The organism is Phenylobacterium sp. J367 (assembly GCF_024699985.1).
In the GTDB taxonomy this organism is placed as follows: domain Bacteria; phylum Pseudomonadota; class Alphaproteobacteria; order Caulobacterales; family Caulobacteraceae; genus Phenylobacterium.
The window spans coordinates 3850625-3871696 of sequence record NZ_JAJONA010000001.1 but is presented as its reverse complement, the minus strand read 5'-3'; the positions used below and the strand labels follow the sequence as shown (position 1 = coordinate 3871696).

At 69.7% G+C, this 21072-nt stretch carries 19 protein-coding genes, 3 tRNA genes and 6 pseudogenes; 13 read left to right on the top strand and 15 right to left on the bottom strand.

The genetic code is table 11. The features are described from left to right. The first annotated feature begins 22 nt into the window (after positions 1 to 22). Positions 23 to 559: a hypothetical protein gene (locus LRS04_RS20665; protein ID WP_257817945.1), complete on the top strand. Its 537-nt coding sequence runs from the start codon at positions 23 to 25 to the stop codon at positions 557 to 559. Next, positions 556 to 885, top strand: coding sequence for a hypothetical protein (locus LRS04_RS20660; RefSeq protein WP_257817944.1), 330 nt, complete (start codon positions 556 to 558; stop codon positions 883 to 885). Before LRS04_RS20665 ends, LRS04_RS20660 begins: the two co-directional genes overlap by 4 nt. On the opposite strand, the pseudogene LRS04_RS20655 reads toward LRS04_RS20660, so the two are convergent. Next, positions 882 to 1473: pseudogene (locus tag LRS04_RS20655) on the bottom strand (malonic semialdehyde reductase). The gene LRS04_RS20660 and the pseudogene LRS04_RS20655 sit on opposite strands and share 4 nt — an antisense overlap. Positions 1474 to 1548: 75 nt before the next feature. Here LRS04_RS20655 and rutB point away from each other — a divergent pair. The 6 genes and pseudogenes from rutB (at position 1549) to LRS04_RS20625 (ending at position 5863) form a co-directional block, all read left to right on the top strand. Next, positions 1549 to 2248: pseudogene (rutB, locus tag LRS04_RS20650) on the top strand (pyrimidine utilization protein B). A gap of 9 nt (positions 2249 to 2257) precedes the next feature. Next, positions 2258 to 2644, top strand: a complete 387-nt coding sequence (gene rutC / locus LRS04_RS20645) for a pyrimidine utilization protein C (RefSeq protein ID WP_257817943.1) — start codon at positions 2258 to 2260, stop codon at positions 2642 to 2644. After that, positions 2535 to 2876, top strand: a pseudogene (locus LRS04_RS27135) (hypothetical protein); the annotation flags it as partial. The gene rutC and the pseudogene LRS04_RS27135, both read left to right, overlap by 110 nt. A gap of 82 nt (positions 2877 to 2958) precedes the next feature. Then, entirely contained in the window at positions 2959 to 3786 is an 828-nt protein-coding gene (locus LRS04_RS20635; RefSeq protein WP_257817941.1) for an LLM class flavin-dependent oxidoreductase, read from the top strand. Next, positions 3783 to 4661 (top strand): HAD family hydrolase, encoded by an 879-nt coding sequence (locus LRS04_RS20630; RefSeq protein WP_257817940.1) that lies wholly within the window; start codon positions 3783 to 3785, stop codon positions 4659 to 4661. Before LRS04_RS20635 ends, LRS04_RS20630 begins: the two co-directional genes overlap by 4 nt. 38 nt (positions 4662 to 4699) lie before the next feature. Then, complete coding sequence (locus LRS04_RS20625; protein WP_257817938.1) at positions 4700 to 5863, top strand: mechanosensitive ion channel family protein; 1164 nt, start codon at positions 4700 to 4702, stop codon at positions 5861 to 5863. A 12-nt stretch (positions 5864 to 5875) separates the two neighbouring features. Here the strand turns inward: LRS04_RS20625 and LRS04_RS20620 are convergent. From LRS04_RS20620 to LRS04_RS20565, 12 genes and pseudogenes are all read right to left on the bottom strand, one after another. After that, positions 5876 to 5952 (bottom strand) — tRNA-Arg (locus LRS04_RS20620). Positions 5953 to 5962: 10 nt separating this feature from the next. After that, positions 5963 to 6272, bottom strand: a pseudogene (locus tag LRS04_RS20615) (ETC complex I subunit). Positions 6273 to 6301: 29 nt separating this feature from the next. After that, positions 6302 to 6378, bottom strand: a tRNA-Pro gene (locus tag LRS04_RS20610). A 67-nt stretch (positions 6379 to 6445) separates the two neighbouring features. Continuing rightward, the gene (locus LRS04_RS20605; protein WP_257817936.1) at positions 6446 to 6865 is read right to left on the bottom strand and encodes a PaaI family thioesterase; all 420 of its coding nucleotides are present in this window, start codon (positions 6863 to 6865) and stop codon (positions 6446 to 6448) included. Further along, the gene (locus tag LRS04_RS20600) at positions 6865 to 7644 is read right to left on the bottom strand and encodes a glutaminyl-peptide cyclotransferase (RefSeq protein ID WP_257817935.1); all 780 of its coding nucleotides are present in this window, start codon (positions 7642 to 7644) and stop codon (positions 6865 to 6867) included. The genes LRS04_RS20605 and LRS04_RS20600 overlap by 1 nt, the downstream gene beginning before the upstream one ends. A 71-nt stretch (positions 7645 to 7715) precedes the next feature. Next, on the bottom strand, positions 7716 to 8315 hold the full coding sequence (locus LRS04_RS20595; RefSeq protein ID WP_257817934.1) for a cold-shock protein: 600 nt from the start codon (positions 8313 to 8315) through the stop codon (positions 7716 to 7718). Positions 8316 to 8462: 147 nt separating this feature from the next. Continuing rightward, positions 8463 to 8538 (bottom strand) — tRNA-Glu (locus LRS04_RS20590). Positions 8539 to 8600: 62 nt separating this feature from the next. After that, a complete protein-coding gene (recJ, locus tag LRS04_RS20585) occupies positions 8601 to 10400 on the bottom strand; it encodes a single-stranded-DNA-specific exonuclease RecJ (RefSeq protein WP_257817933.1) in 1800 nt (599 codons plus the stop codon). Positions 10401 to 10512: 112 nt separating this feature from the next. Next, positions 10513 to 11465: pseudogene (gene glpX / locus LRS04_RS20580) on the bottom strand (class II fructose-bisphosphatase). Between the two features lie 48 nt (positions 11466 to 11513). After that, positions 11514 to 12803, bottom strand: coding sequence for a homoserine dehydrogenase (locus LRS04_RS20575; RefSeq protein WP_257817932.1), 1290 nt, complete (start codon positions 12801 to 12803; stop codon positions 11514 to 11516). Then, positions 12800 to 14020, bottom strand: a complete 1221-nt coding sequence (locus tag LRS04_RS20570; protein ID WP_257817931.1) for an LL-diaminopimelate aminotransferase — start codon at positions 14018 to 14020, stop codon at positions 12800 to 12802. The genes LRS04_RS20575 and LRS04_RS20570 overlap by 4 nt, the downstream gene beginning before the upstream one ends. Positions 14021 to 14143: 123 nt before the next feature. Next, on the bottom strand, positions 14144 to 14548 hold the full coding sequence (locus LRS04_RS20565; RefSeq protein WP_257817930.1) for a hypothetical protein: 405 nt from the start codon (positions 14546 to 14548) through the stop codon (positions 14144 to 14146). A gap of 139 nt (positions 14549 to 14687) precedes the next feature. On the opposite strand from LRS04_RS20565, the gene phaC reads away from it, so the two are divergent. The 5 genes from phaC to LRS04_RS20540 all read left to right on the top strand — a co-directional run bounded on the left by phaC (position 14688) and on the right by LRS04_RS20540 (position 19541). Continuing rightward, positions 14688 to 16652 carry a class I poly(R)-hydroxyalkanoic acid synthase gene (gene phaC, locus LRS04_RS20560; protein WP_257817928.1) on the top strand — a complete coding sequence of 655 codons (1965 nt, stop codon included), beginning with the start codon at positions 14688 to 14690 and terminating at the stop codon, positions 16650 to 16652. Between the two features lie 268 nt (positions 16653 to 16920). Beyond that, positions 16921 to 17634 (top strand): hypothetical protein, encoded by a 714-nt coding sequence (locus tag LRS04_RS20555; RefSeq protein ID WP_257817926.1) that lies wholly within the window; start codon positions 16921 to 16923, stop codon positions 17632 to 17634. 58 nt (positions 17635 to 17692) lie between these two features. Beyond that, positions 17693 to 18019 (top strand): PadR family transcriptional regulator, encoded by a 327-nt coding sequence (locus LRS04_RS20550; protein WP_257817924.1) that lies wholly within the window; start codon positions 17693 to 17695, stop codon positions 18017 to 18019. Beyond that, complete coding sequence (locus tag LRS04_RS20545; RefSeq protein ID WP_257817923.1) at positions 18016 to 18588, top strand: DUF1700 domain-containing protein; 573 nt, start codon at positions 18016 to 18018, stop codon at positions 18586 to 18588. The genes LRS04_RS20550 and LRS04_RS20545 overlap by 4 nt, the downstream gene beginning before the upstream one ends. Next, on the top strand, positions 18588 to 19541 hold the full coding sequence (locus tag LRS04_RS20540; RefSeq protein ID WP_257817922.1) for a DUF2807 domain-containing protein: 954 nt from the start codon (positions 18588 to 18590) through the stop codon (positions 19539 to 19541). The genes LRS04_RS20545 and LRS04_RS20540 overlap by 1 nt, the downstream gene beginning before the upstream one ends. Here the strand turns inward: LRS04_RS20540 and msrB are convergent. Both msrB and argC read right to left on the bottom strand, forming a co-directional pair. After that, a complete protein-coding gene (gene msrB, locus LRS04_RS20535; protein ID WP_257817921.1) occupies positions 19499 to 19972 on the bottom strand; it encodes a peptide-methionine (R)-S-oxide reductase MsrB in 474 nt (157 codons plus the stop codon). The two genes, LRS04_RS20540 and msrB, sit on opposite strands and share 43 nt — an antisense overlap. A 43-nt stretch (positions 19973 to 20015) precedes the next feature. Then, positions 20016 to 20992: pseudogene (gene argC / locus LRS04_RS20530) on the bottom strand (N-acetyl-gamma-glutamyl-phosphate reductase). Positions 20993 to 21072 lie beyond the last annotated feature (80 nt).

Below are 21072 nucleotides of genomic sequence, written 5' to 3'. Positions count from 1 at the left end.
GGCGCCCCGCGAAGGGGTGATCTTGCGCGACGACGACTGGCTTCCCGAGTTTCTGGCGACCGAGGAATTGCCGGAGACCTTCCGCGCGACCCTCGAATGGGTGTGCCGTCCGCTCGCCGACCGCGCCGCGCGCCTGCGGCAGGTCCGGCGGCGGACGGCGATCCTCGGGCTGTGCGGGGCGCAGGGATCGGGCAAGTCGACGGTGGCCGCAGCGACGGTGAAGCTGCTGGAAGCCAAGGGGCTGAGCGCGGTCGCGGTGTCGCTGGACGACTTCTACCTGCCCAAGTCGGCGCGGGAACAGCTCGCCAAGGACGTTCATCCCCTGCTGGCGACCCGCGGGCCGCCCGGGACGCATGACGTGGCCATGGCTGGCGCGACGCTGGACCAGCTCCGCACCAGGGGCCGGGTGACGCTGCCGAAGTTCGACAAGGCCACTGACAACCGCACGCCGCGGGGGACTTGGGGAGACCATCGCCACGCCCGTGGACGTGGTGATCTTCGAGGGCTGGTGCGTCGGCGCCCGCGGCCAGGGGGCTGGCGGCGCTGGCGACCCCGGTGAATGACCTGGAGCGCGACGAGGACCCCGACGGCCGCTGGCGCGGCTGGGTCAACGAGCAGCTCGACGGGCCCTACCAGGCGTTGTTCGCGAAGATACACAGCCTGTCGCTGATGGCGGCCCCGGGGTTCGAGGTGGTCGTCGGCTGGCGGACCGAACAGGAGCACCGGCTGAAGGCCAAGACCGGCAAGGGCATGAGCGACGCGGAGGTCGCGCGCTTCGTCCAGCACTACGAGCGCCTGACCCGCTGGATCCTGGCCGAGATGCCGGAACGCGCCGACTGGACCGTAGAGCTCGACGCCCAGCGCCAGCCGGTGGGCGAGCGCTAGAGGATCCGGCAGGCCTCTTCGAACCCAAGCCTGGGATTGCGCGGGAAGAGGTTCTCGTCGGAGCCGTAGCCGAGGTTGCAGAGGAAGTTGGACCGCCAGTCCGTGCCGGCGAAGAACTCGGCGTCCACCCCCTGCCCTGTCGAACCCGGACATTGGCCCGCAGTCCAGGCCGAGCGCGCGGGCGGCCAGGATCATGTAGGCGCCCTGCAGGGAGCCGTTCCGGAACGCGGTCTCCTGGGCCACCTCCGGCTTGGCGAACCAGGCGGCCGAGCCCGGATTGTGCGGGAAGAGCCTGGGGATCGTCTCCGAGAACGCCAGGTCATAGGCGACGATCACCTGGACCGCCGCGCCGATGCTCTTCGCGGCATTGGACCTGGACAGGTGGGGCGCGAGCCGGGCCTTCGCCTCGGGCGTCGTGAGGAAGACGAAACGGGCCGGCGTCGCGTTCGACGCGGTCGGGCCCCATTTCAGCAGGTCGTAGAGCTCGCGCAGCAGGGCCTCGGGGACCGGCCGGTCGGTGAAGGCGTTGCGGGTGCGCGCCTCGCGGAACAGGCTGTCCAGGGCGGCGGCATCGAGGGGTTCGGCCATGACCGGCGTTCTCCGAGGCTTGGCTTCGCCTGCCGCTATGCCATGGTGGCCGGTCTCGAGACAGAGCGGGCGTGAATGACCAAGACCGACACCCTCGTCCTGCCGGCCCGGCCGGAGCCGGTGGCGCTCGCGCCGGCCCAGACGGCGGTCGTGGTCATCGACATGCAGAACGCCTATGCCTCGCCCGGCGGCTACCTGGACCTGGCCGGGTTCGACATCTCGGGCGCGCCTGCGGTGATCGGCAAGATCAAGGGCGTGCTCGACACCGCGCGCGCGGCCGGGATGCCGGTGATCTACTTCCAGAACGGCTGGGACGCCGACTATGTGGAGGCTGGCGGCGAGGGCTCGCCAAACTGGCACAAGTCCAATGCGCTCAAGACGATGCGGGCGCGCCCTGAATTGCACGGAAAGCTGCTGGCGCGGGGGGACCTGGGACTACGAGCTGGTCGACGACCTGAAGCCGCAGCCCGGCGACATCGTCCTGCACAAGACCCGCTATTCCGGCTTCTTCAACTCGCAGCTCGACAGCGTCCTGCGCTCGCGCGGCATCCGGAACATCGTCTTCGTGGGCATCGCCACCAACGTCTGTGTGGAATCGACGCTCCGGGACGGCTTCATGCTGGAATACTTCGGCGTCGTGCTGGAGGACGCCACGCACCAGGCGGGGCCGGAGTTTCTGCAGCAGGCCGCGCTCTACAACATCGAGAAGTTCTTCGGCTGGGTCTCCAGCGTCGCCGACTTCAAGGGCGCGTTCGGCCAGATGCCGCCGGCGTAAGGAGGATCCATGCCCAAGACCGTCATCACCCCGCCCGGCACGGGCACGCCGATCGCCCCCTTCTCGCCCGGCACGCTGGCCGACGGCGTGGTCTACGTCTCGGGCACGCTCGCCTTCGACAAGGACAACAACGTCGCCCACGTTGGCGACGCCGCCGCCCAGACGCGCCAGGTGCTGGAGACCATCAAGAGCGTCATCGAGACCGCGGGCGGGACCATGGACGACGTCACCATGAACCACATCTTCCTGAAGGACTGGGCCGACTACCAGGCGATCAACAAGGTCTATGCGGAGTTCTTCCCGGGCGACAAGCCGGCCCGGTTCTGCATCCAGTGCGGGCTCGTGCGGCCCGACTTCCTGGTGGAGATCGCCACCATCGCCCACATCGGCAAATAGGCTCGCGGAGGCTCCCATGGAGATCGGCGTCTTCATCCCCATCGGCAACAACGGCTGGCTGATCTCCGAGACGTCGCCGCAGTACATGCCGAGCTTCGAGCTCAACAAGGAGATCACCCAGAAGGCGGAGGGCTATGGGCTCGATTTCGCGCTCTCGATGATCAAGCTGCGCGGCTTCGGCGGGAAGACGGAGTTCTGGGAGCACAACCTCGAGAGTTTCACCCTGATGGCGGGCCTCGCGGCGGTCACCAGCAAGATCAAGATCTTCGCCACCGCCGCCACCCTGACGCTGCCCCCCAGCGATCGTCGCCCGCATGGCGTCGACGATCGACTCCATCGCGCCCGGCCGGTTCGGCATCAACCTCGTGACCGGCTGGCAGAAGGCCGAGTACGACCAGATGGGCCTGTGGCCCGGCGAGGCGCACTACAAGACCCGCTACCGGTACCTCGCGGAGTACGCGACGGTGCTGCGGGAGCTGCTGGAGACCGGCAAGTCCGACTTCAAGGGCGAGTACTTCACCATGAACGATTGCCGGGTGAGCCCCACGCCGAAGGACACCAAGATCATCTGCGCGGGCTCCAGCGATGAAGGTCTGGCCTTCACCGCCCAGTACGCCGACTACGCCTTCGCGCTCGGCAAGGGGACCAACACGCCCACCGCCTTCGCCCCGGTGAACACGCGCCTGGAGGCGGCTGCGGCCAAGACCGGCCGCGACGTGAAGAGCTACATCCTCTTCATGATCATCGCCGACGAGACAGACGAGAAGGCCATGGCCAAGTGGCGGCTCTATCGCGACGGGGCCGACCAGGGAGGCGCTGAAGTGGCTGACCGACCAGGCCGCGCCGAACGCGGCGGCGGGGGCCACGACCAACACCGTCCAGCTCGCCGACGCGACCTCGGCGGTGAACCTCAACATGGGGACGCTGGTGGGCAGCTTCGAAAGCGTCGCCCGGATGCTCGACGAGGTGGCCTCTGTGCCGGGCACCGCCGGCGTCCTGCTCACCTTCGACGATTTCCAGAAGGGCATCGACGACTTCGGCCGGAAGATCCAGCCGCTGATGGCCTGCCGCAAGGCGCTGGAACCCGCCTGACCGGCGGCCTAAAGGTTGCGGCCCTGATGCTGCTGCAGGACCGCAGATGAACGCCGAACGCCCCCGGGTGGTCTTCGCCTACGACTTCGACGGGACCCTTGCGCCCGGGTTCATGCAGAACCACGCCTTCATCCCGGACGAACTGGGGATGGATCGTCAGGAATTCTGGCGCGCCGTGGACGACCTCGCCAAGCAGCAGCGCGGCGACACCATCCTCGCCTACATGCACATGATGCTGGCCAAGGCCCGCGAGAAGGGCCTGGAGCTGTCGCTGGACAGCTGGCGCCGACGCGGCGCGACCCTGAATCTCTTCCCCGGCGTCGAGGATTGGTTCGAGCGTCAGAACCGACGGGCCGCCGACATGGGCCTGGACCTGCATCACTTCATCATCTCGTCGGGCAACCGCGAGCTGATCGAGGGGTCGCCCATCGCGAAGCACTTCGAGCGGATCTACGCCTCGGCCTTCATGTTCGACGAGAACGAGGAGGCGATCGGGGTGGCGCTGGGCGTCAACTACACGTCCAAGACCCAGTACCTGTTCCGCATCAACAAGTGGACGCTGGAGGAATGGGACAACTACGCGATCAACCGGGCGCAGGAGAAGGACGATCGTCCGGTCCCGTTCGACCGGATCGTATTCTTCGGCGACGGCTTCACCGACGTGCCCACCATGCGCCTCGTCACGGACCAGGGCGGCTATGCCGTGGCCGTCTATGAGGAGGGCAATCCGTTCACCGAGCGGGCCGCTGTCGACCTCCGCAAGGACGGCCGCGCTCATCTCGCAGGCCCCGGCGACTATCGTGAGCACGCGCCCCTGGACCAGCTCGCCCAGGCGATGCTGACGGAGATCGCGGCGCGCGCGCACCTCCCCAACCTCGTCCGCTGGCCCGACGCGGAGACCCAGCCGAAGCTTCCGCTCGAGTAACGAGGGTTCGGAACGACCTGGAGTCCCATGGGTTAGCCATGGACTCCAAACATAGGGCGTTCTGGCTCATGCCGACCCTCGACCTATTCGCGCGGCTGCGCGATGGCATGGCCTGGGCCCCGCCATGGCTGGCCAGCCTGCTGATCTTCGCCGTGGCCGCCGTGGCCGCGGTCGCCTTTCACCACGCCGTGGTGTTCCTGATCCGGCGGGCGCTCCGGCGGCGGGACGCGTTCTGGCGCGCGCTCCTGGTGCGCAGCCGACGTCCGGCGCGCATGCTGACGGTGCTGGTGGCGTTGGCCGCCGCCACACCCGCGGCGCCGCTGTCCTCGGACGCGGCGGGACTTATCCGACACGCGCTGCTCGTCGCCTTCATCCTAACGATGGGCTGGATCGCCATGGCGGCGCTCGATATCGGCGCGTCCCTGTACATGCGGCGCTACCGGGTCGACGTCGCCGACAACCTCATCGCGCGGAAGCACCTGACCCAGGTGAAGATCCTGCGGCGCGCCGTGGCCACTCTCGTGGTGCTGGTCAGCGTCGGCCTCGCGCTGATGACCATCGGCGGCGTGCGCCAGTGGGGCGTGAGCCTGCTCGCCGCGGGCGGCGCGGCCTCGATCATCGTGGGCCTGGCCCTGCAGCCGCTCCTCGCGAACCTGTTCGCCGGAATCCAGGTGGCGGTGACCCAACCGATCCGCATCGACGACGCGGTCCTGGTCGAGAACGAGTTCGGCAACGTCGAGGAGATCACCACGACCTATGTGGTCATCCGGCTCTGGGACCAGCGGCGGATGATCGTGCCGCTCAGCCACTTCCTGCAGAAGCCGTTCCAGAACTGGACGCGGGAGTCCTCGAACCTCCTTGGAACGGCGATGGTCCATGCGGACTATTCGGTCCCGGTGGACGAGGTGCGCCGCAAGCTCGAGGAGATCGTCCACGCCTCGCCCCTCTGGGACAAGCGGGTCTGCGTCCTGCAGGTGACCGAGCTCAAGGAGCAGACCGTGGAGTTGCGCTGTCTGGTGAGCGCGGCGGCGTCCGGCCCGCTGTTCGACCTGCGCTGCGAGGTGCGGGAGAAGCTGCTGGCCTGGCTCGCCGAAGAGCACGAGGACGCCCTGCCCCGGACGCGGCAGATCGAGTACCGGCAATGGGACGGTGGCGAGCGCCCGACGACGGGCGTCGGCGACGCCCCAGCCAGGCCGCAGTAGGTCGGCGCGCCCTGGCGCGCCCGGCAGGACTCGAACCTGCAACCGTCCGCTTAGAAGGCGGATGCTCTATCCGGTTGAGCTACGGGCGCGTGGGCGCGGTCAGTGCGTCCAGGGGGACCTTACGGCCGAACGCGAAATTGTCCGCATAGGCCTTGATGATCTTCTTGGCGGGCTTCGGGTCGATCAGCTGGAAGGCGATGCCATGCTTGTCGGCGTACCGGATCGCCTCGTCCTTCGTCTCGAAGCTCAGGCGGACCTGGCTGGAGGCGGTGTCGCTCGTCTGGGTCCAGCCCATCAGCGGGTCGGGTCTGCGCGCCGCGCTCGGCTCGAACTCCAGGACCCAGTCCTGGGTCTTCTGCTTCCCCGACTGCATGGCGTTCTTGGCGGGGCGGAAGATGCGCGCGAGCATGCGGTCCTCAATAACTTTCCTCGCCGGCGTGGTCGGGGCGGTGTGATCCGAACACACGACCCTCTGCTCCCAAAGCAGATGCGCTACCAGGCTGCGCTACGCCCCGGAAACGCCGGCGGGTCCTGCAATATGGGCGTTTCCGCTTTTCCGCAAACGCGAAGGAGCCGCAGGGCTCAGCCGCCCATCAGCTTGAACACCCCGGACGCGCGGACCACGTCGCGGCCGCCGACGAAGGCGCGTCCCTCGGCGAAGGCGACGTCACGCGTGGCTCGCGTGAGCCGGGCCTCGGCCTGGACCCACTCCCCGGCCCGCGCCATGTGCAGGAAGTCGATGGAGAGGTGGATGGTCACCGCCCGCCGCTTCGCGCCGCGCCAGACGGCGCCCGCCAGCACGCCGTCCATGAAAGCCGACAGCATGCCGCCGTGGACGATGCCGACGCCATTGGTGTGGCGCTTCAGGGCGAAGAAGGCCTGCTCGACCAGCGGACCTTCCGAGGGCCGGTGGAAATAGGGCCCGTTATGGGTGGAGAACGCCCCCCGCCCGTCCGAAAGCACGAAGCCCTCCGGGGGCTGCGGGATCGACTCTTCGTCCATCACCGCCGAACCGGCGTCAGCCGGACCTCGTAGAGCCTGGGCCAGAGCTTGCCGGTGACGAAGAGCCGGTCACCAGCCGCGTCGTAGGCGATGCCGTTCGGCACGGCGTCAGGAGACGCGGGCCGGGTCGCCTCCGGGAGGGCGGAGAGGTCGATGACCCCCTTCACGACGCCGGTCTGCGGGTCGATCCGCGCGATCAGGCGGGTCATCCAGACGTTGGCGTAAATCTCCCCCTTCACCCACTCGAGCTCGTTGAGGTTGGCGAGCGGGCGGCCCTCGGCGGTGACGGTGATCCGTCGGACCTCCTTCAGCGTCTTCGGATCCAGGAACTTCAGCACCGGGGTGCCGTCGCTCATGATGATCTGCTTGCCGTTCTGGGTCAGCGCCCAGCCCTCGCCGGCGTACCGGTAGGAGGACTTGAGGGCGAACGTCCTGCGGTCCCAGCGGAAGCCGACCTGGTCGCGCCAGGTGAGGCTGATCAGCTCGTCGCCCCAGTTGACCAGGCCCTCGCCGAACACGGCCGGCGAGACGATCTTGGACTGCAGCACCGCGCCGTCCTGCAGCCGCACGCGCCGGATCGTCGACTGCCCGACCAGGCCGGTGCTCTCGTAGAGATCGCCGTTCAGATAGAGCAGGCCCTGGGTGAAGGCCCGGCTGTCATGGGGATAGGTCGCCTTGACCTCCACGCCCTGCACCGGCAGGGCGGCGCCCGCCGGCTGGCAGGCGGCGACCGCGAACGCGAACGCAAGCAGGCGCAGGAAGCGGGAAATGGGGCGCACGCGGAGGCTCCGGGCTCAACCAGCCCCCTGTCCTTTGCGGCAGTCGCGGGCCGCAGGCAAGGGCGGCCTGCCTAGCCCCCGAGCTCGATCTCGGCGACCACCAGCCCCTTGGGCCCTTCCGCGAAGCGCACCATCACGTCCTCGCCGGGCTGCAGGTCTTCCATGCCGGAGCGGCGCAGGGTCTCGATGTGCACGAAGATGTCGCCGGGCTCGGCGTCGCGGACCACGAAGCCGTAGCCCTTGGTGCGGTTGAACCACTTCACCTTGGCGCGCTCCAGCGGGCCGGTGGCCTGCACCGGGCGGCGCACGGGCCGCGCGCCAATGAGGCCGCCGGAGCCGAAGCCCTCGCGGCTGCGGAAGGCGTCGTCGCGCTGGCGCCGCTCGCTCGGCGGCGGGGCGCAGCTCTCGTCGATCTCGACGACCTCGGCCACCTGCCAGCCCTTGGGGCGGCGGACCACGTCGCAGGTGATGGCGGAGCCTTCCAGGGCGCTGTCACGCCCGGAGCTGCGCAGGGAAGTCACATGGAGAAGGACGTCCTTGAGGTCGGTCTGGCTGGGATCGTCCGGGACGATGAAGCCATAACCCTTGCCCGGATCGAACCATTTGACACGCCCCGTGATCCGCACGGCCTCGACCTGCGCATCCACGTGCTCGAACTCTAAACCCGCCATTTCGCCCCTCGGCCCCGATACCCCCCATCCGAACATTGGATTGGAGCCAACTATAACACTGTTCGCCTAATGATCGCGGCGTCAACGTGTTTCTGCGGGCGCAGTGCTGCAAGCAGCGGAAACGATACTCGTTTCGGGGAGGTCGCGTGGCAGTCCCTAGGGGAGTCGAACCCCTCTCTCCAGGTTGAAAACCTGGCGTCCTAACTCGATAGACGAAGGGACCGCTTGCGCGAGGGCGGCTCTATATAAGCGTTGTTCCGGACCTGCAACCCCCTCTTCGCAAGATCATGCGCGGCGGGGGTCTGCGATATCCTCGATCTCCAATTCGACGGCCTCGCGGCCCTGCCAGTCGTCGGGTTTCAGGCGGCCGACGACGTGCACGGCGCCGCCTCCGGAGAGCAGCCGGCGGCCGGCCTCGGTGTCCTCCGCGCGCCAGGCGACGGCCTTCAGCCTGCCGCCGGACAGATCGGTCAGGGTGCAGCGCACGTGGCCGCCGCGGAGCGCCATGGGCCGCTCGACCTGGACCCCGGCGGCGGCGAAGACCGGCTCAGGATTGCCCGGGCCGAAGGGCGCCAGACGCTGGAAATCCTGCCACAGCGAGCGGCTGGCGCCGGCGGTCGAGACCAGGGCGTCGACGTCCAGGCAGTCCTCCGCGGCGGCGGCCTCGCTCTCGGCGGCCAGGCGCTCGTTCAGGAAGGCGCGGAGCTCGGGAATGGCGTCGGGCCGGACCGACAGCCCCGCGGCCATGGCGTGGCCGCCGCCGGCCAGCAGCAGGCCCTCGTCGAACGCCGCCTGAACGGCCCGGCCGAGGTTGACGCCCGGCTGCGAGCGGCCGGAGCCCTTGCCGACGTTGGCGGCCCGATCGATGCCGACGACGATCACCGGCTTGCGGTAGCGTTCGCGCAAGCGCCCGGCGGCGATGCCGATGACGCCGGGGTGCCAGCCGTCGGCGGCCACCAGGATGCAGGCCTCGTCGGCGACGTTCATGCCCCGCTCGATGACGGCGACCGCGGCCTCGACCACCTCGCGCTCGACCTCCTTGCGGGAGGCGTTGAGGCCGTCCAGCTCGGCGGCGAGCTCCGACACCAAGTCGGCGTCGTCGGAAGAGAGCAGCCGGGCCCCCAGGTCCGAGCGGCCAATCCGGCCGCCGGCGTTGATCCGCGGGCCGAGCAGGAAGCCCACGTGGAAGGTGGAGGCGGGCCCCGAGCCCTTGGCGAGGTCCATGAGGGCCCGGAGGCCGGGGTTGCGCCAGGCGCTCATGACCTTCAGGCCCTGGGCGGCGATGGCGCGGTTGAAGCCCGTGAGCTGGGTCACGTCACAGATGGCGCCCATGGCGGCCAGGTCGAGCCATTGACGCAGGTCCGGCTCGGGACGGTCGCCGAAGAGGCCGCGGCGGCGCGCCTCGCGGTTCAGGGCGGCCAGCAGGACAAAGGTGACGCCGGCGGCGGCGAGGTGGCCCTGGCCGGACGTGCAGTCGTGGCGGTTGGGGTTCACCAGCGCCGCGACGCTGGGGATCTCCTCGCCGCGCATCAGGTGGTGGTCGATGACCACGACATCGAGGCCGATCTCGGCGGCGCAGGCCAGCGCGTCGTGGGCTGCCGCGCCGCAGTCGACGGTGACCACCAGCTCGGCGCCATCCTCCTTGAGGCGGCGCATGAGGGCCGGCGACGGGCCATAGCCGTCCAGGATGCGATCGGGGACGTAGATCGGCAGGTCGTGGCCCATGGCCCGGAACCAGCGGACGAGCTGGGCGGCCGACGAGGCGCCGTCCACGTCGTAGTCGGCGAAGACCACCATCGGCCGGCGGCGCTCCAGCGCATCGACCAGCACCTCGGCGGCGCGGTCCATGTCGGCGAAGGACGACGGGTCGGGGAAGAGCGCCTTGAGCGTCGGGTTGAGGTAGGTCTCCCCCTCCCCGTCCCGGACCCCGCGGGCGGCGAGCGCGCGGGCCAGCGGCTCGAACAGGCCCAGGCTGAGCTGGTGGCGGCGCACCGTCTCGGCGTCGGCGGCGCGCTCGCGCCAGCGGCGGCCCGAGAGCGAGCTCTCGACGCCCAGAAAGCCGATGTTGGCCGCGCCGTCCGCCAAGTCCGTCTCCGATCCGATGATCGGCCACTATCGGCCGACCGCCCGCGAGTCGCCAGACGGACCCCTAGCCGCACCCGCCGTCAAAAGCGGACGTAGAGATGAGACTGGGGGATCAGGCGGGACGCTTCATCCGCACTTCGCGCACGGTGTGGCTGGCGGAGTTCATGACGAGCGTGTGGGTGTGCACGAAGCCGCCCTCGAACTTCACGCCGTCCAGCAGGGCGCCGTTGGTCACTCCGGTCGCGGCGAAAATGGCGTCAGCCTGGACCATCTCGTGGAGGTCGTAGGTCTTGTCGAGATCGGTGATGCCCAGCCGGGCGGCGCGGGCCCGCTCGTCGGCGTTGCGGAACAGCAGCCGGCCCTGGAACTGGCCGCCGACGCATTTCAGGGCCGCGCAGGCCAGGACGCCCTCGGGCGCGCCGCCGGAGCCCAGGTAGAGGTCGATGCCGGTGGCCGGGTCGGCGGTGTTGATGACGCCGGCGATGTCGCCGTCCCCGATCAGGTGCACCCGGGCCCACCTCGCGGAGGCTGGCGATGATCTCGGCATGGCGCGGCCGGTCGAGCACGCAGACGGTGACCTGGGCAGGCTCCACGCCCTTGGCCTCGGCGACCGACCGGACATTCTCGGCCGGGGTCTTGTCGAGGTCGATGACGCCGGCCGGATAGCCTGGCCCGCAGGCGATCTTGTCCATGTAGGTGTCGGGGGCGTGCAGCAGGGGTGCCCTTCGGGGCCCAGGCCATGACGGCCAGCGCATTGGGCATGGCCTTGGCGGTGAGCGTGGTGCCCTCGAGGGGGTCCAGCGCGATGTCGATCTTCACCTTGCCGCCGCGGCCGACCTTCTCGCCGATGTAGAGCATGGGCGCCTCGTCGCGCTCGCCCTCGCCGATGACGATCTCGCCGTCGACGTCGATCTCGTTGAGCGCCGTGCGCATGGCGTCCACGGCCGCCTGGTCGGCGGCCATCTCGTCACCGCGGCCCGCCAGCCGCCAGGCCGCGATGGCCGCGGCCTCCGTGACACGCACGGCGTCGAGCACCAGCCCGCGGTCCAGGATCTTCGCTGCCATCCGCGTCACGTCTCCGCCCCCCACCAGACAGGGGTTTAGCACGCGGCGTCAGATCCGCGCGATTCGCAACAACCTTGGCCGTTCGAGCACGGAGGACAGGCCCGCGATCCGCTCCACGGCGGCCATCAGCACGGATTCCGCCACCGCGTGGGTGGTGAGCACGATCGGCACGCCTTCGGTGTTCTCGACCGGCTTCTGCAGGAAGCTCTCGATGGAGACCCCGGCCTCGGCCAGGGTCTCGGAGACCGCGGCGATCACGCCGGGCTCGTCCTTGACCATGAAGCGCAGGTAGGCGCGGCCCACCGACTTCGAGGGGTCGACCGGCGTGAACGGCGAGAGCGAACTGGCCGGCGCCTGGAAGACTGGGCGGACGGCGCCGGTCATCACGTCGGCGATGTCGGCGGCCACGGCGGCGGCCGTGGGCCCTGCCCCGGCCCCAGGCCCCTGGACGAAGATCCGGCCGATGCGGGCGCCTTCGATGAAGAGCGCGTTCAGCGCTCCTCCGGCCTGGGCCAGCGGATGGTTCAGCGGCGCCAGCGAGGGGTGCACGCGGACCAGGACGCCGTCCGGCGAGCGGTCGGCGGAGGCCACCAGCTTCACCCGGTAGCCCAGGTCGCGGGCGAGCTTGATGTCGAGGAGGTCGACCTGGTCGATGCCCTCGATCTCGGCGGCGGCGTAGTTGGGCGCGCAGCCGAAGGCGAGCGCGGCCAGGATCGAGATCTTGTGGGCGGCGTCGAAGCCGCCGACGTCCATGGTCGGGTCGGCCTCGGCGTAGCCCAGGCGCTGGGCCTCGGCGAGCACGTCGCCGAACGAACGGCCCGTGGCCTCCATCTCGGTCAGGATGAAGTTGCAGGTGCCGTTGAGGATGCCGGCGATCGACCGGATGTCGTCGCCGACAAGGGCCTCGCGGACCATCTTCACGGCCGGCACGCCGCCCATGACGGCGGCCTCGAAGAGCAGCGGCGCGCCCTTGGCCTCGGCCAGGGCCGCGAGCTCGGCGCCGTGCTCGGCGATCAGGGCCTTGTTGGCGGTGACCACCGGCTTGCCCGCATTGAGGGCGGCCTCCACCGCCGCCTTGGCCGGGCCGTCCGAGCCGCCGACCAGCTCGACGAAGATGTCCACGTCCGGCGAGGTGGCGAGCGCCACCGGATCGTCGAACCAGGGCAGGTTGGAGATGTCGAACGGCCGCGGTCGGGACCGCGAGCGCGCCGAAACGCCGGTCACGCTCACGCGGCCGCCGGCCGGAGCGAAGCCGGGCCGTTCGGAGAGGAAGGTGAGCAGGCCCGCGCCGACGGTGCCGAGGCCCGCAACGCCGATGCGCCAGTCTTTCGAGGTCATTGGGCCGCCAGGGTGTTGTGGTGCCGCGCCAGGATGTCGTCAGCGTTGGCCAGGAACTTCTTCACGTTGCGCGCGGCCTGACGGATGCGCTGCTCGTTCTCCACCAGGCCGACGCGGACGAACCCCTCGCCGTACTCGCCGAAACCGGTGCCGGGCGCGACCGCGACCCCGGCCTCCTCGACCAGGAGCTTGGAGAACACCAGCGCGCCGGCTTCCTTGAACTTCTCGGGCACGGGAGCCCAGGCGAACATCGAGGCCGACGGCGAGGGAATGTCCCAGCCGGCGCGCTTCATGGAGTCCACCAGGCAGTCGCGGCGCGCCTTGTAGATGCCGCGGATCTCGTCGACGCAGTCCTGCGGCCCGTTGAGCGCGGTCGCCGCCGCCACCTGGATGGGCGTGTAGGCGCCGTAGTCGAGATAAGACTTCACCCGGGCGAGCGCGGCGCAGATGCGGGCGTTGCCCACCACCATGCCGACCCGCCAGCCGGCCATGGCGTAGGTCTTGGAGAGCGAATTGACCTCGACGGCGATGTCCTTCGCGCCTTCGACCTGCAGGACCGAGGGCGGCGGGTTGTCGTCGAAGTAGATCTCGGAATAGGCGATGTCCGAGATGACCAGCATCTCGTGCTTCCGCGCCAGGGCGATGGCGTCCTTATAGAAGTCGAGGTCGACGCACTGGGCGGTCGGGTTCGACGGATAGCTGAGGATCAGCACGGTCGGCGGCGGCGCCGAGTGCTTCACCGCCCGGCTGACGCCCGCCAGATATTCCTCCGGCGAATGGGCCGGCACGTGGCGGATGACCCCGCCGGCCATGATGAAGCCGTAGGCGTGGATCGGATAGGCCGGGTTCGGGCAGACGATGACGTCGCCCGGCGCGGTCAGGGCCTGGGCCAGGTTGGCGAAGCCCTCCTTCGAGCCGAGGGTCGCGATGACCTCGGTGTCGGGGTTCAGCTTCACGCCGAAGCGTCGGTCGTAGTAGCCGGCCATGGCCTTACGCAGGCCGGCGATCCCCTTGGACGCGGAATAGCGTCCGGCCTTCGGGTCGCGGGCGGTCTCGATCAGCTTGTCGACGATGTGCTTCGGCGTCGGCATGTCGGGATTGCCCATGCCGAAGTCGATGATGTCGGTCCCCTGCGCGCGCAGGCGGGCCTTGATGCGGTTCACCTCCTCGAGGACGTAAGGCGGGAGGCGACGGATGCGATGGAACTCGGGGGTCATTTATAGGGCTCTTGGCCGCGGTTTGCCCAAGGCGGCCATTCCGGGAGCTTAGGGTCGGGCATGGATAGACTCCGGGCCGGAGTCAGCCAAGCCATCGATTGGAAGATTTTGCCCCCGCAGGCCCTAGTTTCTGGGCGGCGGGGGCGGTGTAGCTCGCTTCCGGAGGTCTTCGGCGAAAGCTTCGGTCCCGCCGGCGTCCGACGGGGCGGGCTCCGAGCCGGCCGCACTGCGTGCGCCGGCGGCGAAGGTGTCGGTGCCCTGCAGCGTCCAGGCGGACGGCGCGGTCTGGCGCTCGATCTCGGCGCTGGCCTGGGCGACGTCGCGGGCGGCCTGCCCGTAGAGGCGCCTGGGCCTGAGGTCCTTGGGCGTCTCGGGGATCTCGTGGAAGCTCGGCCAGTCGTCGCCGGTCTTGGAGAGACGGGCCACCTCGCCGGCGACGGGAGACGTCGGGTCGACGGTGGCGTCGGAAAACATCTGGCGCGCGCTCACGCAGCCGCCCAGCAGCACGGCCGCGCCCGCGCACGCCATGAGGGCGGGAGCCCAGGTCCGTCGGACGGCGTTCACAAAAAGGCGGGCGCGCGGAGTCATCTCCGGTAAGCTCTTATGCGATGATGGGAAACGGTGGAAGGGCGCCCAGACGTCCAACCGCCCGGGAAGGAAGCGTCAGATGAGCGAGCAGACGGTCGACCCCAAGCCCCCGAAGGGCGGCAAGGCTCCGCGCAGCGCCGCGCCGAAGCCGCCCCTGCCCGAGGACGTCTCGGCGGAGCTCCGCGCCACGGAAGCGCCCCAGGCCGAGGCTCCGAACCCCGGCGCCCAGACCCCGCCGCCCTCCCCCGGCCTCGACATCGCCGCCCTCTCGGCGGAACAGCGCGCCCAGCTCGAGAAGCTGTCGTCCAACCTCGCCCGCGCTGCGGTGGCCGCTCAGGGCGTGATCGCCGAGATGGCGCTGCGCAACGCCGAGCGTCCGCCGGCCCTGACCGCCGACCCGTTCCACGTGGGCCCGGCGCTGACGGAGGTGATGGGCCGGCTGGCCGCCCAGCCGGACAGGATGATGCGGGCCCAGGCCGACCTGTTCACCCGCTACATGGAGCTCTGGCAGTCCACGGCGCGGCGCCTGCACGACGGCACGGCCGCGCCCGTGGCGACGCCCGCCAAGGGCGACAAGCGCTTCATGGACCCGGACTGGAGCGACAACCCGGCGTTCGACGCTATCAAGCAGTCCTACCTGATCACGTCGGACTGGCTGAACACCCTGGTGGCCCAGGTGGACGGCGTCGATCCCATGGAGAAGCGGCGCGCCGAGTTCTTCATGAAGATGCTGACGGACGCCTTCTCGCCGTCGAACTTCCTCACCTCCAACCCGGCGGCCCTGCGCGAGCTGATGTCGTCCGGCGGCGAGAGCCTGGTGCGCGGCATGGAGAACTTCGCCGCCGACCTGGAGCGCGGCGGCGGCCAGCTCGCCATCGCCCAGACCGACTACGAGATGTTCAAGCTGGGCGAGAACGTCGCCACGGCGCCGGGCAAGGTGGTGTTCCGCAACGAGATCATCGAACTCATCCAGTACGAGCCGACCACCGAGAGGGTCCACGAGATCCCGCTGGTGATCTTCCCGCCGTGGATCAACAAGTTCTACATCCTGGACCTCCGGCCCGAGAACTCGATGATCCGCTGGCTGGCGGACCAGGGCTTCACGGTGTTCGTGGCCTCCTGGGTCAACCCGGACAGCAAGCTCTCCACCCGCACCTTCGAAGACTACATGCGCGAGGGCATCTACGCGGGCACGGCCGCGGCCATGGAGCAGGCCGGCGTCACCCATGTGAACACCGTCGGCTACTGCATCGGCGGCACCCTGCTGGGCTCGACCCTGGCGCACATGGCGGCCAAGGGCGTGCAGCCGATCAGCTCGGCGACCTTCTTCGCCGCCCAGCACGACTTCACCGAGGCCGGCGACCTGCTGCTGTTCACCAACGAGGAGTGGCTGCGTGACCTCGAGCAGAAGATGGACGAGGGCGGCGGAGTGCTTTCGGGCCAGGCCATGGCCGACACGTTCAATATGCTGCGCGCCAACGACCTGATCTGGTCGTTCTTCGTGAACAACTACCTGCTCGGCCGCGAGCCGAAGCCGTTCGACCTGCTGTTCTGGAACTCCGACCAGACGCGGATGCCGAAGACGCTGCACCTCTTCTACCTGCGCAAGTTCTACGGCGAGAACGCGCTCGCGGAAGGCAAGCTGGTGCTGGACAACACCCGGCTGAGCCTCGGCGACGTGAAGATCCCGATCTACATGCAGTCGTCCAAGGAGGACCACATCGCGCCCGCGCGCTCGGTCTACAAGAGCGCGCGCCTGTTCGGCGGGCCGGTGACCTACACCCTGGCCGGCTCGGGCCACATCGCCGGCGTGATCAATGCGCCGGTGGCCAAGAAGTACCAGCACTGGACCGCCGAGGGCCTGCCGCCGACGCTTGAGGAATGGCAGGCGAGCGCGGGCGAGACGCCCGGGTCCTGGTGGCCGCACTGGGCCGCGTGGCTGGCCGACAAGTCGGGCGGCATGGTCCCGGCCCGCGATCCGGCCAAGGGCCCGCTGAAGCGGCTGGGCGATGCGCCGGGCGAATATGTGAAGGTGAGGGGCTGATCTCCTCTCCCCCGACGCGAAGCGCGGGGGAGAGGATCAAGGTGAGGGCCGGCTCGTGAGATCGGCTCGCGCCGGATAAGCGATCGAGGGCCCTCGGGCTCGCATCCGGAGTGGTCGTGAGGTCCCAGCCGGCCCTCACCCTACCCTCTCCCTCTCGCTTCGCCGGGGAGAGGAGGTCTAGGCGGCCGCCTCCTTGTCTTCCTTCTTGCCCGGCAACAGGACCAGGCGCGCCAGGACCACCAGGGCGCCGACCGGCATCGAGAAGCGGATGAGCCAGGGGGAGATGTCGGTGTCGCGGCCGAAGCCGACGTTGACCAGGCTGATCTCCGCCCAGTTGAAGCCGCCGGGCGCCCGTCGTCCAGTTGAACCAGGCCTGGCCGACGCCGACGAGGGCGAGCACCATCCAGGCGATCTTGAACCTGAGGCCCCGGGTCATGGCGGCCATGGCGGCGACGGCGACCATGACCAGCGGGCTGAGGAAGGCGCTGACCAGAAAGGCGTAGTGCTGGGGCGTCTTGCCGGACAGGGTGAAGCGGTTGGCCTCAACCTGGCCGCGCGGCAGGCGGTTGGCCATGAAGCTGGCAACCCGGGGGCCGCCGTCGGGCTGGGGCTGCAGGAGGGTGCGGACGACCACGTCGCTGTCTTGGAACCGGTAGAGGTGGACGGCGGAGACCACGCCCTTGTCCAGCTCTTGCCAACCGACGGCGCGGGCCTCGCGCGGGGTCTCGTGCGGCAGGCCGCGCCGGAGCCGGTCAAAGCCATCCCTGAGGTTCGGCGAGCGGGCCAGGCTCGGCGAGAGCGCGCGCTCGACCCCCTGCCAGTCTCCGGACTGGACGGCGGCGTAGAAGTCCCGCGCCGCCTTGTCCGCCGCAGGGTCCATCGGCGGGCGGCCGCAGGCGGCCACGAAGAGCAGGGCGATGAGCGCGATCCAGATCCTCATGGCGCGAGCTTAGCCCGTCCGGCGAAGCTTACTAACTTGTAACGCCCACTACCTTGCACCGCACGCTACCTTGCGATACGAAGATCCCAAGGAGGCGCTCGTGCCCGAAGCCATAGAGATCCAGCTGAAGAAGGGAGCTCTCGAGCTCTGCGTGCTGGCGCTGCTCTCGCAGCACGACAGCTACGCCTACGAGATCGCCAGCCGCCTCGCCGACGCCATCGGCATGGGGGAAGGCACGATCTACCCGCTCATGCGCAGGCTGCAGACCGACGGCCTGGTGGAGACCTATCTCGAGGAATCCCCGTCCGGTCCGTCGCGCAAATACTACCGGCTCACCGAGGCCGGAAAGCGCAGCCTGTCATCACAGAAGGCGTCCTGGAGGTCGTTCTCCGGGGCCGTGGAAGACATCCTGGGAGAGACGCAATGACACGTCAGGCGTTCCTGGCGAGGTTGCGGGAGGGGCTGGCCGGACTTCCGGCCCACGTCATCACCGACATCGTCGCGGACTATGAGACCCACTTCGCCGACGGCGTCGCCGCCGGCCGCACCGAGGCCGAGGTGGCCGCGGCGCTGGGCGACCCAAGCCGGCTCGCCCGCGAGCTGCGCGCCGAGCACGGCATGAAGCGGTGGGAGGAGCAGAGGAGCCCCTCGGCCGCCGGCGGGGCGATCTTCGCCCTGTTGGGCCTCGGCGCCATCGACATCATCTTCCTGCTGCCGCTCCTGATGGGCGTGCTGGGCGCGATCTTCGGCATCGGCATCGCGGTGATCGCGGTGTTCTTCGCCGGCGGCGTGGTGTTCGCGGCCGGCCCCTTCACCGATCCGCCCGGCGGACCGGTCGCGGCTCTGCTGGCCGGCATCGGCATGATGTCGGGCGCGGCCTCGGTCGGGGCCCTGCTCACCATCGTCGTCATCGGGCTGATGAACGCCCTCGTCTGGTACGGGCGGCTCCACTACCGCCTGCTTAAGCCCGCCCTCGAGCCGCAGGGAGCCGCCTGATGATCCGCACCCTCCTCCTGATCGCCGTCGCCGGCTTCTTCCTGTCGCTGGTGACGATCTCGACCGCGGTGGCCATCGGCGGGCCGGACGTGCTGGCCCGCGGCGCCTGGAGCAACTGGAACTGGGACTGGGACGACGACTGGGACCATCCCGCATGGGATCACCGCCGCAACGGCGAATGGGACAGCGACCGCGGCCCGCAGGCGACGCGGGAGCTCGTCTGGAGCGGCGGCGACACGCTGGAACTCGATGTGCTGGCGGACGTGGTCTACACTCAGGCGCCCGGCCCGGCGAAGCTGACCGTCAGCGGTCGCAAGCGGGCGGTCGAACTGCTTCGGATCGGCTCCGACGGCCGGGTCTATCTGGACGACCATCGCAGCCGCTCACGCCTGCACATCGTGCTGAGCGCGCCCGACATCCGCACCTTCAGGCTCAACGGCTCGGATCGCCTGACCATCGCCGACTACGACCAGGACGTCCTGAACGTCGAGATTTCCGGCAACGCCGAGGTCCAGGCCCGTGGCCGGGCCAGGCTGGTCGAGGTCGACATCTCCGGGTCCGGTGAAGCCGACCTGGGGGGCCTGCAGGCGCAGATCGCCGAAGTGGACATCTCGGGCTCCGGCGAGGCCACCATCGCCCCGACCGAAGAGGCCGACCTCGAGGTCTCCGGCTCTGGCGACATCACCCTGCTGACCCAGCCGAAGCGGATGAACACCGACGTCTCGGGTTCGGGCTCGATCCGCCAGGAGACCGAGGGCGATCGGATCACGCCGACTCCGTCGCCGTCGGACACCCCCTCTCCCGCCCCGCCGTCTTCGCCAACTCCCCAGGGCGTCGAAGACCTGAGTGCGGGGTCCGGCCCGGGCGTGGTCGCATGCGCCCGGGCCGGTCTTTCTTGTCTTGAAGCCGGCTACGCCGGTGTGAACCGAAGCGCCAAGCCGTTGTTGCAGTAGCGCAGGCCCGTGGGCTTCGGTCCGTCGGGGAACAGGTGGCCCTGGTGCCCCAGGCACTGGGCGCAGTGGTACTCGGTGCGGCGCATGCCGAGCGTGGTGTCCACCTTCGTGCCGATCGCCCCCGGGATCACGCGGAAGAAGCTGGGCCAGCCGGTGCCGCTCTCGAACTTGAAGTCGCTCTTGAAGAGCGCCAGGCCGCAACCGGCGCAGTGGAAGGTCCCCTTGCGCTTTTCCTTGTTCAGCGGACTGGAGCCCGGCCGCTCGGTGGCCTCGTGGCGGAGCACCCGGTAGGCGTCCGGCGAAAGGCGCTTCTTCCACTCGGCGTCGGAGAGCCTGCGGTAGGCGGACGACGCATAGGGGTCGGCGGCCAGGGCGGCGCCGGGGGCTGCGCAGGCCACGGCGCCCAGCAGAAGGAAGTGGCGGCGGTTCATACCCGATAGGTTGGCCCGCCGCCGGGAAGTTGCAAGCGCCGCCTTAGAGGCCGGCCGCCTCGTCCAGACCGAGCATCAGGTTGAGGTTCTGCACCGCCGCGCCGGACGCGCCCTTGCCGAGGTTGTCGAGCTGGGCGACCAGGCGGGCCTGCCTGCCGTCGGCCGAGCCGAAGACGAAGAGGCGCATACGGTTGGTGTCGTTCAGCGCCTCGGGATCGAGGGCGGCCACATAGCCGCCGGCCCCGGCGCGGACCTTCTGCAGCTCGGTGCATTCCGGGCCCGAGGCGACCTCCACGAACCGCTCACCGGCATAGGCGGCCTCCAGGGCCACATGCAGGTCGGCGGGCGACGGCTGGCCGGGCATGGCCCAGAGCTGCAGCGGAACGTCCACCAGCATCCCCTGGGCGAACCGGCCGACGGCCGGGGCGAACAGCGGCGGGTGGATGAGGCCGGCATGCTGCTGCATCTCCGGGAGGTGCTTGTGGGCGAGCGTCAGGCCGTAGGTGCGGAAGGCGTCGTTCGTCCCGGCCGGCGGCGCCTGCTCGAACTCGGCGATCAGCCCCTTGCCGCCGCCGGAGTAGCCGGAGATGGCGTTGACGGTCAGGGGGCGTCCGCCGGGATCAGGCCGGCCTCCACCAGCGGCCGCACGAGGCCGATGAAGCCGGTGGGATAGCAGCCCGGGTTGGAGACGCGGAGCGCGCCCCGGATCTGGTCGCGCTGGCCCCTGTCCATCTCGGCGAAGCCGTAGGTCCAGGACCGGGCGACCCGGTGGGCCGTCGAGGCGTCGACGACGCGCACGGCGTTGGAGGAGATCATGTCCACCGCCTCGACCGCCGCATCGTCCGGCAGGCAGAGCACCACGGCGTCCACGCCGTTCAGCAGCTCGCGGCGGGCGTCCGGGTCCTTGCGGCGCGCGGGATCGATCGAGACGATCTCGAGGTCGCTGCGGCGTTCCAGCCGCTGGCGGATCTGCAGGCCGGTCGTGCCGGCTTCGCCGTCGATGAAGACCGTATGGGCCATGGCTTGGACTCCGGACAAAGAGAAAGGGCGCTCCGGTTTCCCGAAGCGCCCTTCCGATAACGCGATGAACTCGCGCGCGG

What these genes read in the sequence shown, in the direction of transcription:
- rutC (WP_257817943.1), top strand. Translation starts at nt 2,258, where the DNA reads ATGCCCAAGACCGTCATCACCCCGCCCGGCACGGGCACGCCGATCGCC.
- LRS04_RS20635 (WP_257817941.1), top strand. Translation starts at nt 2,959, where the DNA reads ATGGCGTCGACGATCGACTCCATCGCGCCCGGCCGGTTCGGCATCAAC.
- LRS04_RS20630 (WP_257817940.1), top strand. Translation starts at nt 3,783, where the DNA reads ATGAACGCCGAACGCCCCCGGGTGGTCTTCGCCTACGACTTCGACGGG.
- LRS04_RS20625 (WP_257817938.1), top strand. Translation starts at nt 4,700, where the DNA reads ATGGACTCCAAACATAGGGCGTTCTGGCTCATGCCGACCCTCGACCTA.
- LRS04_RS20605 (WP_257817936.1), bottom strand. Translation starts at nt 6,865, where the DNA reads ATGGACGAAGAGTCGATCCCGCAGCCCCCGGAGGGCTTCGTGCTTTCG.
- LRS04_RS20595 (WP_257817934.1), bottom strand. Translation starts at nt 8,315, where the DNA reads ATGGCGGGTTTAGAGTTCGAGCACGTGGATGCGCAGGTCGAGGCCGTG.
- LRS04_RS20575 (WP_257817932.1), bottom strand. Translation starts at nt 12,803, where the DNA reads ATGACCTCGAAAGACTGGCGCATCGGCGTTGCGGGCCTCGGCACCGTC.
- LRS04_RS20570 (WP_257817931.1), bottom strand. Translation starts at nt 14,020, where the DNA reads ATGACCCCCGAGTTCCATCGCATCCGTCGCCTCCCGCCTTACGTCCTC.
- LRS04_RS20565 (WP_257817930.1), bottom strand. Translation starts at nt 14,548, where the DNA reads ATGGCGTGCGCGGGCGCGGCCGTGCTGCTGGGCGGCTGCGTGAGCGCG.
- phaC (WP_257817928.1), top strand. Translation starts at nt 14,688, where the DNA reads ATGAGCGAGCAGACGGTCGACCCCAAGCCCCCGAAGGGCGGCAAGGCT.
- LRS04_RS20555 (WP_257817926.1), top strand. Translation starts at nt 16,921, where the DNA reads ATGAGCCAGGGGGAGATGTCGGTGTCGCGGCCGAAGCCGACGTTGACC.
- LRS04_RS20545 (WP_257817923.1), top strand. Translation starts at nt 18,016, where the DNA reads ATGACACGTCAGGCGTTCCTGGCGAGGTTGCGGGAGGGGCTGGCCGGA.
- LRS04_RS20540 (WP_257817922.1), top strand. Translation starts at nt 18,588, where the DNA reads ATGATCCGCACCCTCCTCCTGATCGCCGTCGCCGGCTTCTTCCTGTCG.
- msrB (WP_257817921.1), bottom strand. Translation starts at nt 19,972, where the DNA reads ATGAACCGCCGCCACTTCCTTCTGCTGGGCGCCGTGGCCTGCGCAGCC.